Annotated in this window: 15 protein-coding genes; 8 read left to right on the top strand and 7 right to left on the bottom strand. The window is 55.7% G+C overall.

The genetic code is table 11. The features are described from left to right. The first annotated feature begins 81 nt into the window (after positions 1–81). The 3 genes from trxC to K5845_RS10435 all read left to right on the top strand — a co-directional run bounded on the left by trxC (position 82) and on the right by K5845_RS10435 (position 2682). The gene (trxC, locus tag K5845_RS10445; protein WP_046479210.1) at positions 82–570 is read left to right on the top strand and encodes a thioredoxin TrxC; all 489 of its coding nucleotides are present in this window, start codon (positions 82–84) and stop codon (positions 568–570) included. Further along, positions 567–1664, top strand: a complete 1098-nt coding sequence (locus K5845_RS10440; RefSeq protein WP_287958945.1) for an NADH:flavin oxidoreductase/NADH oxidase — start codon at positions 567–569, stop codon at positions 1662–1664. The genes trxC and K5845_RS10440 overlap by 4 nt, the downstream gene beginning before the upstream one ends. 109 nt (positions 1665–1773) lie before the next feature. Beyond that, complete coding sequence (locus K5845_RS10435) at positions 1774–2682, top strand: formate/nitrite transporter family protein (RefSeq protein ID WP_197540864.1); 909 nt, start codon at positions 1774–1776, stop codon at positions 2680–2682. Positions 2683–2756: 74 nt separating this feature from the next. Here K5845_RS10435 and K5845_RS10430 read toward each other — a convergent pair whose 3' ends face one another. The 3 genes from K5845_RS10430 to K5845_RS10420 form a co-directional block, all read right to left on the bottom strand. Then, entirely contained in the window at positions 2757–3260 is a 504-nt protein-coding gene (locus K5845_RS10430) for a Dps family protein (protein ID WP_046479208.1), read from the bottom strand. 178 nt (positions 3261–3438) lie between these two features. After that, the gene (locus tag K5845_RS10425; RefSeq protein ID WP_280136708.1) at positions 3439–4014 is read right to left on the bottom strand and encodes a sigma-70 family RNA polymerase sigma factor; all 576 of its coding nucleotides are present in this window, start codon (positions 4012–4014) and stop codon (positions 3439–3441) included. Further along, the gene (locus K5845_RS10420; protein WP_046479207.1) at positions 4011–4310 is read right to left on the bottom strand and encodes a NepR family anti-sigma factor; all 300 of its coding nucleotides are present in this window, start codon (positions 4308–4310) and stop codon (positions 4011–4013) included. The genes K5845_RS10425 and K5845_RS10420 overlap by 4 nt, the downstream gene beginning before the upstream one ends. Before the next feature lie 221 nt (positions 4311–4531). Here K5845_RS10420 and K5845_RS10415 point away from each other — a divergent pair, with 221 nt between their 5' ends. Next, positions 4532–5332, top strand: coding sequence for a response regulator (locus K5845_RS10415; protein ID WP_046479206.1), 801 nt, complete (start codon positions 4532–4534; stop codon positions 5330–5332). An 85-nt stretch (positions 5333–5417) separates the two neighbouring features. Here K5845_RS10415 and K5845_RS10410 read toward each other — a convergent pair whose 3' ends face one another. Then, positions 5418–5615: a CsbD family protein gene (locus K5845_RS10410; protein WP_046479205.1), complete on the bottom strand. Its 198-nt coding sequence runs from the start codon at positions 5613–5615 to the stop codon at positions 5418–5420. A gap of 229 nt (positions 5616–5844) precedes the next feature. Beyond that, a complete protein-coding gene (locus K5845_RS10405; RefSeq protein ID WP_090228735.1) occupies positions 5845–6408 on the bottom strand; it encodes a PRC-barrel domain-containing protein in 564 nt (187 codons plus the stop codon). Between the two features lie 462 nt (positions 6409–6870). Here K5845_RS10405 and K5845_RS10400 point away from each other — a divergent pair, with 462 nt between their 5' ends. Beyond that, complete coding sequence (locus tag K5845_RS10400; protein WP_287958944.1) at positions 6871–7701, top strand: hypothetical protein; 831 nt, start codon at positions 6871–6873, stop codon at positions 7699–7701. 279 nt (positions 7702–7980) lie between these two features. Continuing rightward, positions 7981–8226: a hypothetical protein gene (locus K5845_RS10395; protein ID WP_287958943.1), complete on the top strand. Its 246-nt coding sequence runs from the start codon at positions 7981–7983 to the stop codon at positions 8224–8226. An 8-nt stretch (positions 8227–8234) separates the two neighbouring features. On the opposite strand, the gene K5845_RS10390 is transcribed toward K5845_RS10395, so the two are convergent. Then, positions 8235–9008, bottom strand: coding sequence for an SGNH/GDSL hydrolase family protein (locus tag K5845_RS10390; RefSeq protein WP_502814131.1), 774 nt, complete (start codon positions 9006–9008; stop codon positions 8235–8237). Further along, entirely contained in the window at positions 9008–10174 is a 1167-nt protein-coding gene (locus K5845_RS10385) for an OpgC family protein (RefSeq protein ID WP_046479202.1), read from the bottom strand. Before K5845_RS10385 ends, K5845_RS10390 begins: the two co-directional genes overlap by 1 nt. A 350-nt stretch (positions 10175–10524) precedes the next feature. Between K5845_RS10385 and K5845_RS10380 the strand changes: the two genes are divergently transcribed. Beyond that, positions 10525–12150, top strand: a complete 1626-nt coding sequence (locus tag K5845_RS10380; RefSeq protein WP_287958942.1) for an OpgD/OpgG family glucan biosynthesis protein — start codon at positions 10525–10527, stop codon at positions 12148–12150. After that, positions 12147–14084, top strand: a complete 1938-nt coding sequence (gene mdoH, locus K5845_RS10375) for a glucans biosynthesis glucosyltransferase MdoH (protein WP_052743883.1) — start codon at positions 12147–12149, stop codon at positions 14082–14084. The genes K5845_RS10380 and mdoH overlap by 4 nt, the downstream gene beginning before the upstream one ends. Positions 14085–14104: the final 20 nt, after the last annotated feature.

The raw sequence follows: 14104 nt of genomic DNA, 5'->3' as shown, positions 1-14104 counted from the left end.
GTCGGGTTCGTGAGATTGGCGCTGCGCACAACCGTGGGCCCATTCGCAAATTGCTAGGTGCTCGCAATACGAGGGGCTGAGATGGCAAAGCCAGACACTCTCATTGTCACATGTCCAAAATGCGCGACGCTTAATCGTGTTCCCTTTGAAAAATTGGGCGACCACGGCACATGTGGAAAATGCCACAATCCGCTATTTGCGGGGAGCCCTATAGAGTTGACCTCTGAAAACTTCTCAAAGCATGCCGCTTCGAGCGACATCCCCCTACTCATCGACTTTTGGGCGAGTTGGTGCGGTCCGTGTCGACAAATGGCGCCTGGCTTTGCAGCTGCAGCCCAAAAGGTCGAACCGCGTTTGCGCCTGGGCAAGGTGGACACTGAAAAGGAGCAGGACTTGGCGGCGCGTTTTGGTATCCGCAGCATTCCGAGCCTCGTTCTCCTGCATAAAGGTGAAGAACTGGCGCGCACCACCGGCGCCATGCCCGAGACGGCACTTCTGAATTGGATTGACAACGCGATGGCAAAGCGTCAGCGACATTTTCCAAGCCAATCAATTGGGGATGAAGCATGAGCTTGTTATTCACACCGTCAAAGGTGGGATCTGTACAACTCCGTAATCGTATTATCATTGCACCGATGTGCCAATATTCAGCCGAAGAAGGTTGCGCCACTGATTGGCACATGATCCACCTCGGCAATCTGGCTCTTTCTGGAGCTGGGCTGCTCACGATCGAAGCCACGGCGGTCGTGCCAGAAGGACGGATCAGTCCTGACGACCTAGGTCTGTGGTCTGATGATACGGAAGCAGCGCTTAGCCGCGTGTTGCAGACCGTGCGGCGCTACTCGGATATTCCGATCGCTATTCAGCTGGCACACGCCGGACGTAAGGCATCCGTGCGCGTGCCTTGGGAGGGCGGCGCGCAGATTAAACCGAATGAAAGTCGTGGCTGGCAGACCTACGCGCCTTCAGCCATACCTTTTGCCGAAGGCGACAATCCGCCGGTGGCCTTGGATCGCGGCGAAATGGAGATAATCCGCGAAGCCTTCGGTGAAGCTGCAAAACGAGCGGCGCGCTTGGGCCTCGACGCAATACAAATTCACGCGGCGCACGGATATCTGCTGCACGAATTTCTTTCACCTCTTGCCAACCAGCGAGACGATGAGTACGGCGGCAGTTTGGAAAACCGGATGCGGTTTCCGCTTGAGGTCTATGACGTCGTACGCGCGGCCTTTCCGGCTGATCGCCCCGTAAGTGTCCGAGTATCAGGATCGGATTGGGCGGAAGGAGGCTGGGACAGCGAGCAGACGGTTGCTTTCGCCAAGGCCTTAGAGAAGCGCGGATGCAGCGCCGTCCATGTGTCGAGTGGCGGCCTGGTCCCTACTCAAAAGATCCCGGTCGGGCCCGGCTATCAGGTGCCGCTCGCCCGCGCCGTAAAGGCCGCGACTAAATTGCCGACGATCGCGGTTGGGTTGATCACCAGTTACGACCACGCAGAAGCGATCGTCGCGAATGGAGACGCAGACTTCGTCGCACTCGCAAGAACGATACTCTACGAGCCGCATTGGCCTTGGCATGCTGCGGCGCACCTCGGTGCGACCGTTAAGGCGCCCAAGCAATATCTGCGGTCCCAACCTGCGCGCTATCGACATCTCTTAGAAGGATAGAGCACAAGGAGTTTCGAGTGACCTTGCTAATTTTGGATCTTGAACCGCCAACACAATGAAAGACACTCCGCGCAAACGCGGCGTGGTGAATATTGTTCGGTGGAACACAATGAACGAAAACGAGGTTGCAGAAATGCAAGATGAAGCCGGGGAAAAGAAAGACGCCGTCGATACCGTTCGGGAAATGAACGACGAGACCAAAAGCTCCCGGCTAGAACGCGGCGAGGAAGAAAAAGCCCGCGAGCGTTCTCGCCTGCGCGCGGCGGCAGTTTTCGAGATCATCCGGCGAGAGGGGCAAGGTGAGCTGGCGAGGGGCTTCCCCGCATTGTGGTGGTCCGGCCTTGCCGCGGGCCTCTCAATTGGTTTTTCCGTGCTCGCAGAGGCTTTTCTTGCGGCTCATCTGCCCGATGAGCCGTGGAAACCGTTGGTCGACAACCTCGGATATTCGGTTGGCTTTCTAATCGTTATTCTCGGACGTCAACAGCTCTTCACCGAGAATACTCTGACCGCCGTCCTACCGTTTATTTCCAGAGGTGGGCACGTTTGGTGGCTGGTCTTGTTACGGCTGTGGGGAATTGTTTTGGCGGCCAACCTTATCGGCTGCATGATCTTTGCGTACTTCATCTCGCAGAGCGGTGTGTTGCCGCCCGAGGTTGCCCGTGCCGTGACGGAAATCGGCGAGCATATGATGACCAACACACCGAGCGAGATGTTCCTCAAGGGTATTGTGGCGGGTTGGCTTATTGCTGCGCTGGTTTGGATGATGCCGTCCGCCGAGGGCAGCGAGTTTTGGATCATCACCCTGATGACGTATTTGATCGCGTTGGGGGATTTCACCCATGTCATCGCAGGATCTGCAGAAGCGTTCTATCTCTTCTTTGAGGGACGCGTTGGTCTTGCTGATGTCTTCGGGGGATTCCTTTTACCCACGCTTGCGGGAAATGTGTTTGGCGGCACAGTGCTGTTCGCCGTCGTCGCCTATGCGCAGGTGCGTGAAGAGATCGCCAAGGAACGGTAAGCGTGCATAAGGAAATGTGCGTCGGCTGAGCGCGAGGATTTTGTCCTTTCGCCGGCCGACGCCGCGACATTCAATCAGGCGACGATTGCACCCAACATCCAGATAGCTTTCTCGTGGAACGCGAGGCGCCCGTTTAGAAGATCGTGCGTTACAAAGTCTTCGTCTTCAGCCGCGCTTGCAGTGATGCTGCGGATGCGCCGGGCCATTTCCTCGTGATCCGCGATAAGATGTTTGACCATCTCCTGGGCTGACCGTTTGCTCGTTTCTTCATTGAGCTGGGTCATAGACTCTAGCTTCTCAAAGCTCAGCGGTGTGGGGTAGCCCAACGCCCGAATGCGTTCCGCGATATCGTCGGCGGCTTGGAAAAGATTTTTGTAATGCTGTTCTGTAAGTTCATGGAGCGGAAGGAAGACAGGCCCAACGACGTTCCAATGGTAGACATGAGTTTTCACGAGCAGCGTGTAGGTATCGCCGAGGACCTTCCCGAGATCTTCAGCGAGCTTTGATCTGCTTTTTTGATTGAGCCCGGTATTTGGATTTTCGTTGGCCGGCTGCGCGGCAAGAGCGGTCTTTGCCATGTTTGTTTGCCTCTAATTGAATTTGAAACAGCGTGACCCGTAGGCCGACGCGTAGGGCCGCGGACTGGGGGACGTCCCGGCTCGCAGAGGCAACGCACTGTGCAAGTCTATCGTTCCCCCGCTTGAGGCAAGGCAAAGTTCAATAAAATTGGAGAAGGGTGACAAAGACTTGGCAGGATCAGCCGTTACGTCCGGCGATCGTTCCACTGATAGGAATGGTCACGTCGCCTGAGTATTCGAGTGCGAGATCTTCAGCAGACTCGATGTGCATGATTTCCGCAAGGCGTGCACGGGCTCGGTTGACACGGCTCTTCACGGTGCCCACGGCGCAACCGGAGATTTCAGCGGCTTCTTCGTAGCTGAAGCCTTCAGCAGCGACGAGGAGGATAGCCTCGCGTTGATCCTCCGACAGTTGCTCAAGCGCGGAAACAAGGTCGTTGAGGTCAAGATGACCGTGTTGAGCAGGTTGGACGGAAAGCTTCGAACTATATTCACCGTCGCCATCAGCAACTTCCCGTCGCCGTTTCCGAAACTCAGAGAAATATGCATTGCGCAGGATCGTGAACAGCCAAGCCTTCAGGTTGGTGCCTTCCTGGAACGTATCGATCTTGTCCCAGGCCTTGACCAAGGCTTCCTGCACGAGATCGTCTGCACGATCCGCATTGCCGCTAAGTGAGATTGCGAACGCCCGAAGGTTGGGGATCGCAGCCACCAGGGCGCGTTTCATCTCTTCGGATTGTTGAGCCGCTGTCACGATTTACGCCTCTTTGCAGCTTCTTCCGATACTTGCAACTGGTCGAGCAACTGCAAAAATTTGTCTGGAATCGGTTGCTGTATGAGCTCTCCATAGGACGCACGAACCCGTCGACCGACGGCATCACGCACCTCCGAATTGCTATCGCGCACCGAACTGGTGGCGATTGTGTCGATGTCACCTTGCCTCAATTTTTCTTCTTCTCCGCAATCGGTATGCTTGTCCTCTCCGCCGCCTTTACGGGCTATGTCGGTAGGGTCCACCACCTGCCGCAGCTCCTGGTCCTTGTTCGCCATCAGTTCCCTCGGGGGATTCCTTGTTGATCTATCCCAAATCAACTGATCCTATCGGATACCAGACCAGTCCGGCAAACCTGCACGGCATGGTGCCCACCACCAGCCGAAAACGCGTGCAGCGTGGGATGGTTCCGGAGTTTGGAACTTTTTTTTCGCCTGCGGGTTTCCATCGCCGATGACCAAATCAAATCGCACTAGACGTCCACAATCAGGAACATCTTATGTCGCTAGCTACAGTTATCGCTCCTCACCTTCCGTATTTGCGGCGCTTTGCGCGCGCGCTTACGGGAAGTCAGACAAGCGGGGATGCCTACGTCGCAGCAGCGCTCGAGGCACTTGTTGAGGACCCTGACAGCTTCCCTGACACTCTCCCGCCACGCGCGGCGCTATTCCAGGTCTTCCTCAAACTTTGGGGGTCGTTGGACGTTAATTCTCAGCACAATCGTGAGGCCGACGAAGCCGTGGACACGCTGATCGAGCGCAAGCTCGAGGCAATTACACCGCGACCTCGCCAAGCCTTCTTGCTTGTATCGGTTGAACAATTTTCTCCCGATGAGGCTGCTGCCATTATGGGGGTCCCAGAAAACGAGTTGAATGAGCTGGTCGAGGAAGCTGGCGCAGAAATTGCTGCGCAGGTCGCCACCGATGTGCTCATCATCGAAGACGAACCGCTGATCGCGATGGACCTGGAAGAAATCGTTTCGTCGTTGCGTCATCGTCCGATCGGCGTAGCAAGAACGCACCGCGAAGCCGTCGAGCTTGTTAAAAAGAGGACTCCAGGCCTGATCCTTGCGGACATACAACTGGCCGATGGAAGTTCGGGGATCGATGCCGTCAACGAACTTCTGGGCTCAATCGAAGTTCCGGTGATCTTCATTACGGCTTACCCGGAGCGGTTGCTGACCGGGCAGCGTCCGGAACCGACGTTCCTTCTGACCAAGCCTTTCCAGCCCGCCATGCTCAAAGCTCTTATCAGTCAGGCGCTGTTCTTCGAACAGAAAGCTGGTTCTAAAGCAGCCTGATAACAGCAAGTGCCGCCAAAACTAAAGAAGCCCCGTATCGCCTTCTGGCGATACGGGGCTTTGCATTGTATTGGACAAAACCAGCTTACCAGCGGCGCATCCATTCTTCGACCTGACGTTTCGCTTCTGACTTCGCGATGCCATATCGTTCTTGAATTTTGCCTTCGAGCTGTTCGCGTTTGCCGGCGATCTGGTCAAGTTCATCGTCGGTCAGCTTGCCCCACTGTTCGTGGACCTTACCGCTAAATTGCTTCCAGTTACCTTCGACTTGATCCCAGTTCATGGATAAACTCCTTAAACGGTTGCAGCATATTTTTCATTGGACCACACGAGCAATCTGCGCTCGTGAGCGGCTTGCATGAATAACGGATGATGACCCGGGGAGGTTCCTGTTTTTATTTCTCAAAGATTGAGAAATAAGTATCAGAAAAATATGAATAATATCAGGGTGCAGACAAACAAAAGGGGAGCGGATAACCGCTCCCCTCGGTACGAGATTAAATTAAGTTGTCTTATTGTTTTTCGGCTGGTGCGGGCTGCTTGGAACCATCGCCTTGCATCGCTTCCTTCGCCTTTTCGTAGCCCTCTTTGGCCTTTTCCTTCACGGTCTCGTATCCGCTCTTAACAGCCTTTGAAGCCTCATCAAGCCGGTCGCGCATGGTCTTCTCGCCAGCGACTTTAAATTCCGGGGCCGCCTGCAAGGCTTCCTTTGTCGTGTCAACGATTACGATATGTGATCCATCTTTTTCCTTGCGCAACTCAGTATCGGCAAGCTTTACCGCAACGTACTTTTCAGCAAGCCCAACAAATCCACCGACGCCAAGTACGAGAGCCTGAACCTGCCCCGAAGGCGACAAGACCAAATCGTTGACATCACCGATCTTCTCGTCCGCATTGTTCTTCACGGGCGCGCCGATCCAGCGAGAGGCTCTGACCTCATCCGCGCTCGGTCCGGAAATAAACTCTAACGTTGAGCTATTAGCGGTATCTGTTGCTGTTTGAGCCATCGCCGGCGCTGCGAAGAACGCAGGCGATAGAGCTACAATGGCGCTCGCTGTCAGCAAGAATCCGCGCATCAATGATCTCCTCCTGTTTAGTGGCGGGCAACGATGTGCAACATGCCACGCTCTTAAAATTCATGTGACGTCATCTGGTTCCCCGGTAGGAGCCGAGGACACCAAAGGCACGCACATGTGTCCGCCGGTGTTGCGGAGATTCGCAGCTGTTTTAAGGCAGCAGCAGGCGCATGCGCCAATTCGCCGGTAAATATTTGTAGGGCGATCAGTTTGATTGTTGGGGCAACTATTCGAGGAGGGAACCGGAAATTATTACGACATACAAGCCAAGCGCGGAGCGACGCGTTTGCAAAATAAGAATATGAGGAAGAAACGCGTTTTTATTTTGGGGAGAAGCGGAGCTTAAATGAAAATCTGAAAAAATGATCTGATTTCTGTCTACGCTTAACGGCTATTTTATATATGCAACGCAGACTTGGTTAAGAATCGAATGTAATTTGTTCTTAGAGTCGGAGCATGAAAATGGCCGATCCGTCGAGAGCGGCGCTGAATTGGAACGCGTTGGACGCTTCAATAATCGGGGCGATCACTGAAATTCAAGCGGCGCGCGCTTGCATCCGGCATGATGCCCAATCCAAAGCGACAATAAAGCGGAACCCAAATGCCGAGGCGCAAGAACGCTTTGTGCGGTGTTTTGATGATGCCCAAGACATGTTGGATGAAGTCCGCGCGCAAATGTCCATCGCACGTTCGATTTTCGCCGGGGCGCCGCGCATACCGAGCCGCCCGCGTCAGGTGACAGCAACAGCCCTGGACAGAGGCAACGCGACATACGTCGTCGAACCCAAGAAGCCGGCGTCTTCGCGACTAGAAACTTTTAAGAAGCGGTTCGCTTTTTTTGCGAAGTCTTCGATGCGCAAATTCAAGAAGCTGACGTTCGCCTCCGCTCGTCGAGACAATAGCATTGCGGTCGAAAACGTCGGCAAAAAGACCGTAAGTCCGCGAGAAAAATTGATAGTCCCGTTTCTGTACGCATTGCCGTTTTCCCTCCGGCGCCGGTTATGGCGAAACCTAAAGTCCTCTTTCGCACAGACATCGCCGCAGGGCAAAACGCCGAGCGAAAGGACGCCGTATCACAACGCGTTTTATCCGAGGCCAGCCTTTGTTCTGGCGGCAATGGTCGGATTGGGCGTTGTCGCGTCGATTGCTTGGGCAGCATGGGCCCCGTCAACCGTCTCGGCGGCGAATGTGGGCCTGTCCGCTCCATCGATAGAGTGGTCTGCGGTGCCGGCCAAAGGTTGCTCGGTGAGCGCATGGGGCAAAGCTTGTTATCCGCGCCGGTCCCGGCTTTAGAGCTGATGTCAATGTCCCAGCCCCTGCGACAATGACAACCGGAACGGTGAATACGTAGTAACGTTTGTCTGGGCACGATCGCCAACAGATGAACGGAGCTATGCCCAATGAATATTGGTTACAGGCCTAAGCCGCTTCACCCGCTGGCTGAATTACGCCAACGAATTTTGCGACTAAAAGTGGCGCATAAGAGTGATAACGCTTCAGAACCGACTGTCGCTCCGTTGCGACGAGAGAAGCGTCTTCCCGTAGCCCGTCATTATCGGGATGGCCGACGTTATGCATGAAGATAAGCCGACGCATACGCACGTGGAGACACTGAACGACGTAGAGCAATCGCTCGCGACGCTTCAGGACGAGCGGTGTGCGTGCTGGGCTCAACTTCAGGCTTTGCTGGCGAGCGGTCCTGCCGCCGCCAGCGAAATCAGCCACTACATTAGCCGTATCGATGCGATCAACGACATTATGTTGGCCCTGGCTCGGGTGACGACAGCAGCCCCCTCGCTGCAGGATTCTACAGAATAGCTTGCCAACTATGGTCCGCTCACGTGAGTCCGCAGCCCGGCTCTAGAGGCAACAGTTGTTAGTTCCTCCGCCAATGCATCAGCCATAACCTCGCCCAAGCAACGATATGACGTGTCGTTCAGGTGGAACTTGTCTGGCGCAAGAAGCTCTTCGACCGAAAATTGTGACGAAGTGACCATGTGCTGCATGATTTCGTAACGACGCAGCAAAGGGATTTTTCGCTCGGTGGAAATCGCTTTCATGATGCGCAAATAGCTCGGGAAATTAGGGAGTCGCGCCGCACCCGGATAGTATTGATGATTGAGCAGAACCACATCGATCCCATGCTTTTGCATGAGGTCTAGACCAGCATCCACTGTAGATTGAAATTCGCTGATTTTTACGCCTCGGATCGCATCGTTCACGCCGGTTTGCCAGATGACGAGGTCCGGGTCCAACGGTAGCACCGCGCTCGCGATCCGCGCGAGCATATCGCGTGCAAGCTGTCCCCCGATCCCCAAGTTAACGACTTCGAACTTGTGTTCTGGAAAACGATGTTGCAACTCGACCAGAAGGCGCGACGGGTAAGAGGCTGCCTTGCTGGATGCCCCTGCACCCTGTGTGCTGGACGAACCAAGCGCGACGATACGGATGACTTCTCCCTTCCGAAAAGCGGCGGTCAGGCGCGGCATGGGCCAGTCCAGATGAACCAGCTCATTGGGTGCCTTACAGGCTTTCTTTGGAGGAGATGTTGCAGTTTGGGCTGCTTGAGCATGCGCTGACGACACATACCCGACCGCCATCAGCGCGATGGCGGCAGCAAAACACGATTGAAAAGCGGAACGGAGGGCCAAACGAGCCCGACACTGCGCCCCAGCTTGCGTTGCGCGAGATACCATGCGGTAACACCCAATACAGAGATACCTATTGTATTCACAGCAATTTGCGTAGTGAGGTCAGTCCCAGCTTCCTGCATCACCACCCATCCGCTGAACGACAAGAGCGTGCCGAGACAGAAGATTTCTAGTGAATGTTGACCGCAACGTGAAATGACCCCTGCGCCCGGTGACGTCAGCCAACGCGCTGACGCCGGGACACAAGCGGCGACAATGTACCCGAGCGCCACAATGTGCAAGATGCGAAGAGGTGATAAATTCGTCTTATCAATCGCGCCAAGTAGATCGCCCGGCAGAAGACGCGTGCTTTCCAGCCCGGGAATGCGGGTCCAAGGCGCAATAACTAAGCACGCAAAGAGCGCATAGGCGGCCGCTGGCGGAAGCAGAACGGCTTCATAGAGCGGCATATTTCTGCGTACCCGGTCTGCAGCCACTGCACCCAAAGTCAGCAGGAGCTGCCAGGCGAAGGGGTTAAAGAACCAGCCCCACACCGGATGCCCCGGCAATCCCAGCCCTCCGGCATAAGCAGCCAGCCAGATCGCAGCGGATATAATGAGTACGAGTGCGTGCGAACGGCGCAGCAGCCAATACATAACGGGGAACCACGCCAGAAGAAGGATGTATAGCGGCAGAATGTTCAGCATGTTTTGCTGATAGTAGAGCACCGCAGCCTGAGGAATCGCATGCGAAGGGTAGTTGATGAAATACTGCAGGCCGATGTGGTTCAGATAGTTGGGCTGCGAAAAGAAAAGCGCTGCCGCGCTAAGGAGCAGCAAGCTGACTACAACCGTTCCGATGTGCCAAACATATAGGTCGAAGATGCGACGCCCGACACGCGAAGTCCCGGAGCGGAAGCCCTCCTTCTCGAAGGTCTTGCTGTAAGCGAGCAGAGCGGAAAAACCAGCGAGAAATACAAAAACTTCTGCAGCATCTGCGAAACCGAAATTACGCATAGTTAGATCCGCCAGCCAATTCCCGGGAATGTGGTCGACGAAAATAAAAAGTAAGGCGAGGCCTCGAAAAAAATCGATGCGCACGTCGCGTTTTTGTACGGGTGCCTGGCTCTTTTGCATAAGCGATATATTTCCAGCAGTTGCGGCCTTCACGGTGAGTACCCCGCTCTTAGGTAACGATTCGGGCGTTTCCTTAGCTCTAAAATGGCGGGTGAGACGGCGGGGTTCCCGACCTGCGTCGCGACGGCAAGCTTTTGCCACCATGCGCGCATACTCTCTGAGTCGTCACACGAGCGATGTCCGTTCGGGGCGCATGTCCGATGCGGACCGGCGGAAGCGCGCCGGTCCGCGTTCCATGACGCAGACTCGAGAAGCCTCCCCTGAGAACCTGGTGGGTTGAACTCAGCAGCGGAGGAACCAAACGCGGTGAATTGCGTTGAGTTCGCGCCAATCACAAACATCTGTGGATCATGACACTCTTCGATTTTGCAAAATTCGACGGTCAAAAGACTGCGTCCAGAACCTTCAGAAAGGGCAGCGGAATTCGCAGCTTACTACTGATCCTGGGCGCTTCTGTCGCAGGCTTGGTGAAGGTGCACGCGGTCGCAGCGGAAGCGCTGCCCCCGGCATTGAAGAGGCCAATTGCCCACTTCAGTCAGGACGCCGTCATCCAAGAAGCCAAAGCGCTCGCCAGCGAGCCATATGTCGCACCCCCGCCGCGCGATCACGACCCGGCAAAGGAGTTGGCGGGGACATATGACGAATATCGAATGGCGAGATTTCGTCCTGAAGCAGCGATACAGCTCGACAAGGTCGGCAAGTACCGGCTGCAACTTTTGCCCACCGCGTGGATACACAACGAAGAGGTTGAGCTGGCTCTTGTAGACAACGGTGTTTCAACCCCCGTGCGCGCCGATCCGGATATGTTCGATTGGGGAACATTGAAGAAAGTCGCAGCTTTCTCAAAAGGGGTTCCCCTTTCAGGGTTTCGAATTAACGGCCCGTTGAATAGTCCTGACGTGAGCGATGAAATTATCGTTTTCCAGGGCGCAAGTTATTTCCGAGCTTTGTCGCGTGGACAAGTTTATGGCATTTCTGCGCGTGGGCTTGCCTTGCGTACCGGCGCTATTGGTGGCGAAGAGTTCCCGCGTTTTACAAAGTTCTGGATCGAGCGGCCTGAGCCTCATGCCAATAAATTGGTGGTGCATGCGCTATTAGAGAGTAGGTCCGTGGCGGGTGCCTACCTGTTCAAGATTGATCCGGGCGACACAACGGTCATCGACATCGAGGCGACACTTTTTCCTCGTACAGAGATCTCACAAATCGGATTGGCCCCGCTGACGAGCATGTATCTCGTCTCCAGCAGCGATCGTACCCGCGTCAGTGACTTTCGCCCATCCGTGCACGACTCCGATGGTCTGACCATCCACAACGGCAGCGGCGAGTATCTGTGGCGCCCACTTTCTAATCCGCGACAAATCGAAGTAAGCATGTTTCAGGATGATGGTCCCAAAGGGTTCGGTCTTGAGCAGCGCGAACGTAAATTCGCAGCCTACCAGGACCTCGAAGCCAAATACCATTTACGGCCGAGCGTTTGGGTTGAGCCCAAGAGCGATTGGGGGCGCGGTAGCGTCGTACTCGTAGAGCTGCCAACGGAAACCGAAGCCAACGACAACATCGTCGCGTTCTGGCGGCCTGACGAGGCACTTGCCCCAGGCAAAGCATATCGGCTGGCTTACAGATTATCGTGGCCAGATACCTTCCGCGACATTGGTCCCAAAGTCCGCATCATGCGCACAATGGCCGGGCTTAGCATCGGTTCGGATCGCAGCGAAGGCGCTGTGCAGTTTGTCATTGAGTATGACGGCATCGAAGGCGAGAGCGACCGAGTTGAAATTTTGCCAACCATGCAAACAAGCGAAGGCCGCCTCAGCAAAGCCCAGGTTCAGGTGAATCGAGAGGCCGGCACGTTGCGCGTTGCGTTCAAGTTTTATCCCGAAGCAAGCGAGACCGCCGAATTGCGCGTGGCTTTATCAGCCCTGCAAGGCGGATCGGAAACTTGGCTGTACCGTTGGACGAAAGGCATGCATCAATGATTACAGCTAGGCTGTTTCCTCTACCGCCTCCAAAAGTTCCTCCTGATGCCGGGGTTTTCATGCCTCCGCAGGAGCTTTGGGATCGCGCGGAGCGTGACACCGAACCCAAGCTAGGAACTTCGCCGGCGACGACGTGGGCGGCACGGCTTACCGTGACTGCCGCGACGCTGATGATGACCGCATTTTTTGCCTACTGGCTTTATGGCGCCTTGGCGCCGTCCGGTATCAACGTGTGGGAAGGGGTTTTCATCTTTCTTGCGACATCCTGCTTTGTGTGGGTGAGTGTCGGCACGTCTGCGGCATTGCTTGGTTTCATCCTGATGCGTTTCGGTGCGGCGCCAGCCATACCGGTCATTCCATCTGCGGATACGCCGCTCGCAACAAAAACAGCACTACTTTTTCCAATCTACCACGAAAGCCCTGCGCGGATCGCGGCGACCATTGAAGAATTGGCCAAAGACCTTGCGGACCGGGGCCATGGCGACAAGTTTTCTGTGTTCGTCCTGAGCGACACGCGGCCGGGTCAAGATCGCGATCTTGAGGTCGAAACATTTGAGATTTTGAAGAGAATAGTCGCCAGCCGGATGGAGGTTTTCTATCGCTATCGCGAGGAGAATGTCGGCAAGAAGGCCGGCAACATCCAGGACTGGATCGTGCGGCATGGCGGCGAATTTGAGCAGTTTGTGATCTTTGACGCCGACAGCGTCATGTCAGCAGAAACGCTGGTTCGGCTCGCGGCAGCAATGGAACACAACCCTCACGCCGGGCTCATCCAGACCGTGCCCAAGCTCATTTCCAGTACGACGACCTTTGCGCGTTTGCAGCAGTTTGCGAACGCGGCCTATGGGCCGATCTTGGCGCGGGGGCTTTCAGCTTGGTCGGGTCAGTCGGCAAACTACTGGGGGCACAACGCTATCATTCGGACGCGGCCGTTCGCCAAATACGCAGGCCTCCCGAAGCTCGATGGCGCGCCTCCTTTCGGCGGGCACATCCAAAGTCATGACTTTGTTGAAGCAGCTCTGCTGCGCCGGGCTGGCTGGGCCGTGTACATGGCGCCTCAGCTCACCGGCAGCTATGAATCCAGTCCGCCCACGCTGATCGACATGGCGATCCGCGACCGGCGTTGGGTCCAGGGCAACTTGCAGCATCTGGGCCTGATCACGGTACGCGGGCTGACGTTGACCAGCCGTGTGCACCTGTTCATGGGCGCATATGGCTATCTCGTTTCGGCTTTCTGGGTTGCCTTGATGCTCGTCGGCATGGCGCTCTCCCTCCCGTTTCTCACGGGTGACGAAGCCAACATGGCCAACGTGGATGAACTGGTAACAGGCGATGCCGTGACTGTTCTTGTTATGACAGTCAGCGCGCTCTTCCTTCCTAAGGCGCTGGGCCTTGTGAACTGGCTTCTTACGACGCGGAGATCAGTGGCGTCTGCGTTGCAAACCATTGCCGGCACCGTCGTTGAGGTCATCCTATCGGTTCTGCTGGCACCGATCCTTTTGATGACGCATCTACAAGCTATCGTTGAAATCATACGTGGTCGGGATAGCGGTTGGGCGGCGCAACGGCGCGACGCTGATGGCGTTACCCTTGCGGAGGCAATCCGGTTTCACGTGCGGCACGTCATGATCGGCTTAGTGCTGGCTGCGATTTCGGTAAGCGTATCGTGGTGGCTTCTGGCTTGGATGGCGCCTGTCGTGCTCGGCCTGATCTTGGCCCCGTGGGTGACGTGGCTGACATCCCGATGTTCGTTGCCGTCAATTTCACTGATGCTCGCCACCGACGAAGATTTAAAGGTCCCGGATATCGTGAGTAGGGTGGAAACGCGGGCCGCTCGGTGGAGACGATTTTGCGAGTCTCCAGCAAGAACGGACACGAAGACGAAAGAGGTGAGCGTTACACCCTTACCCGGTGCACCTGCCCCCTTGACCTGAGGAATGGGTTCAAGCGTGAG

The organism is Filomicrobium sp. (assembly GCF_025698805.1).
Lineage (GTDB): Bacteria > Pseudomonadota > Alphaproteobacteria > Rhizobiales > Hyphomicrobiaceae > Filomicrobium > Filomicrobium insigne.
Note: the sequence above shows the minus strand (reverse complement) of the source record. Positions and strands in the feature narration are given on the sequence as shown.

Coding starts and splice junctions, on each gene's coding strand:
- trxC (WP_046479210.1), top strand. CDS start 82: ATGGCAAAGCCAGACACTCTCATTGTCACATGTCCAAAATGCGCGACG.
- K5845_RS10440 (WP_287958945.1), top strand. CDS start 567: ATGAGCTTGTTATTCACACCGTCAAAGGTGGGATCTGTACAACTCCGT.
- K5845_RS10435 (WP_197540864.1), top strand. CDS start 1,774: ATGAACGAAAACGAGGTTGCAGAAATGCAAGATGAAGCCGGGGAAAAG.
- K5845_RS10430 (WP_046479208.1), bottom strand. CDS start 3,260: ATGGCAAAGACCGCTCTTGCCGCGCAGCCGGCCAACGAAAATCCAAAT.
- K5845_RS10420 (WP_046479207.1), bottom strand. CDS start 4,310: ATGGCGAACAAGGACCAGGAGCTGCGGCAGGTGGTGGACCCTACCGAC.
- K5845_RS10415 (WP_046479206.1), top strand. CDS start 4,532: ATGTCGCTAGCTACAGTTATCGCTCCTCACCTTCCGTATTTGCGGCGC.
- K5845_RS10410 (WP_046479205.1), bottom strand. CDS start 5,615: ATGAACTGGGATCAAGTCGAAGGTAACTGGAAGCAATTTAGCGGTAAG.
- K5845_RS10405 (WP_090228735.1), bottom strand. CDS start 6,408: ATGCGCGGATTCTTGCTGACAGCGAGCGCCATTGTAGCTCTATCGCCT.
- K5845_RS10400 (WP_287958944.1), top strand. CDS start 6,871: ATGGCCGATCCGTCGAGAGCGGCGCTGAATTGGAACGCGTTGGACGCT.
- K5845_RS10395 (WP_287958943.1), top strand. CDS start 7,981: ATGCATGAAGATAAGCCGACGCATACGCACGTGGAGACACTGAACGAC.
- K5845_RS10390 (WP_502814131.1), bottom strand. CDS start 9,008: ATGGCGGTCGGGTATGTGTCGTCAGCGCATGCTCAAGCAGCCCAAACT.
- K5845_RS10385 (WP_046479202.1), bottom strand. CDS start 10,174: ATGCAAAAGAGCCAGGCACCCGTACAAAAACGCGACGTGCGCATCGAT.
- K5845_RS10380 (WP_287958942.1), top strand. CDS start 10,525: ATGACACTCTTCGATTTTGCAAAATTCGACGGTCAAAAGACTGCGTCC.
- mdoH (WP_052743883.1), top strand. CDS start 12,147: ATGATTACAGCTAGGCTGTTTCCTCTACCGCCTCCAAAAGTTCCTCCT.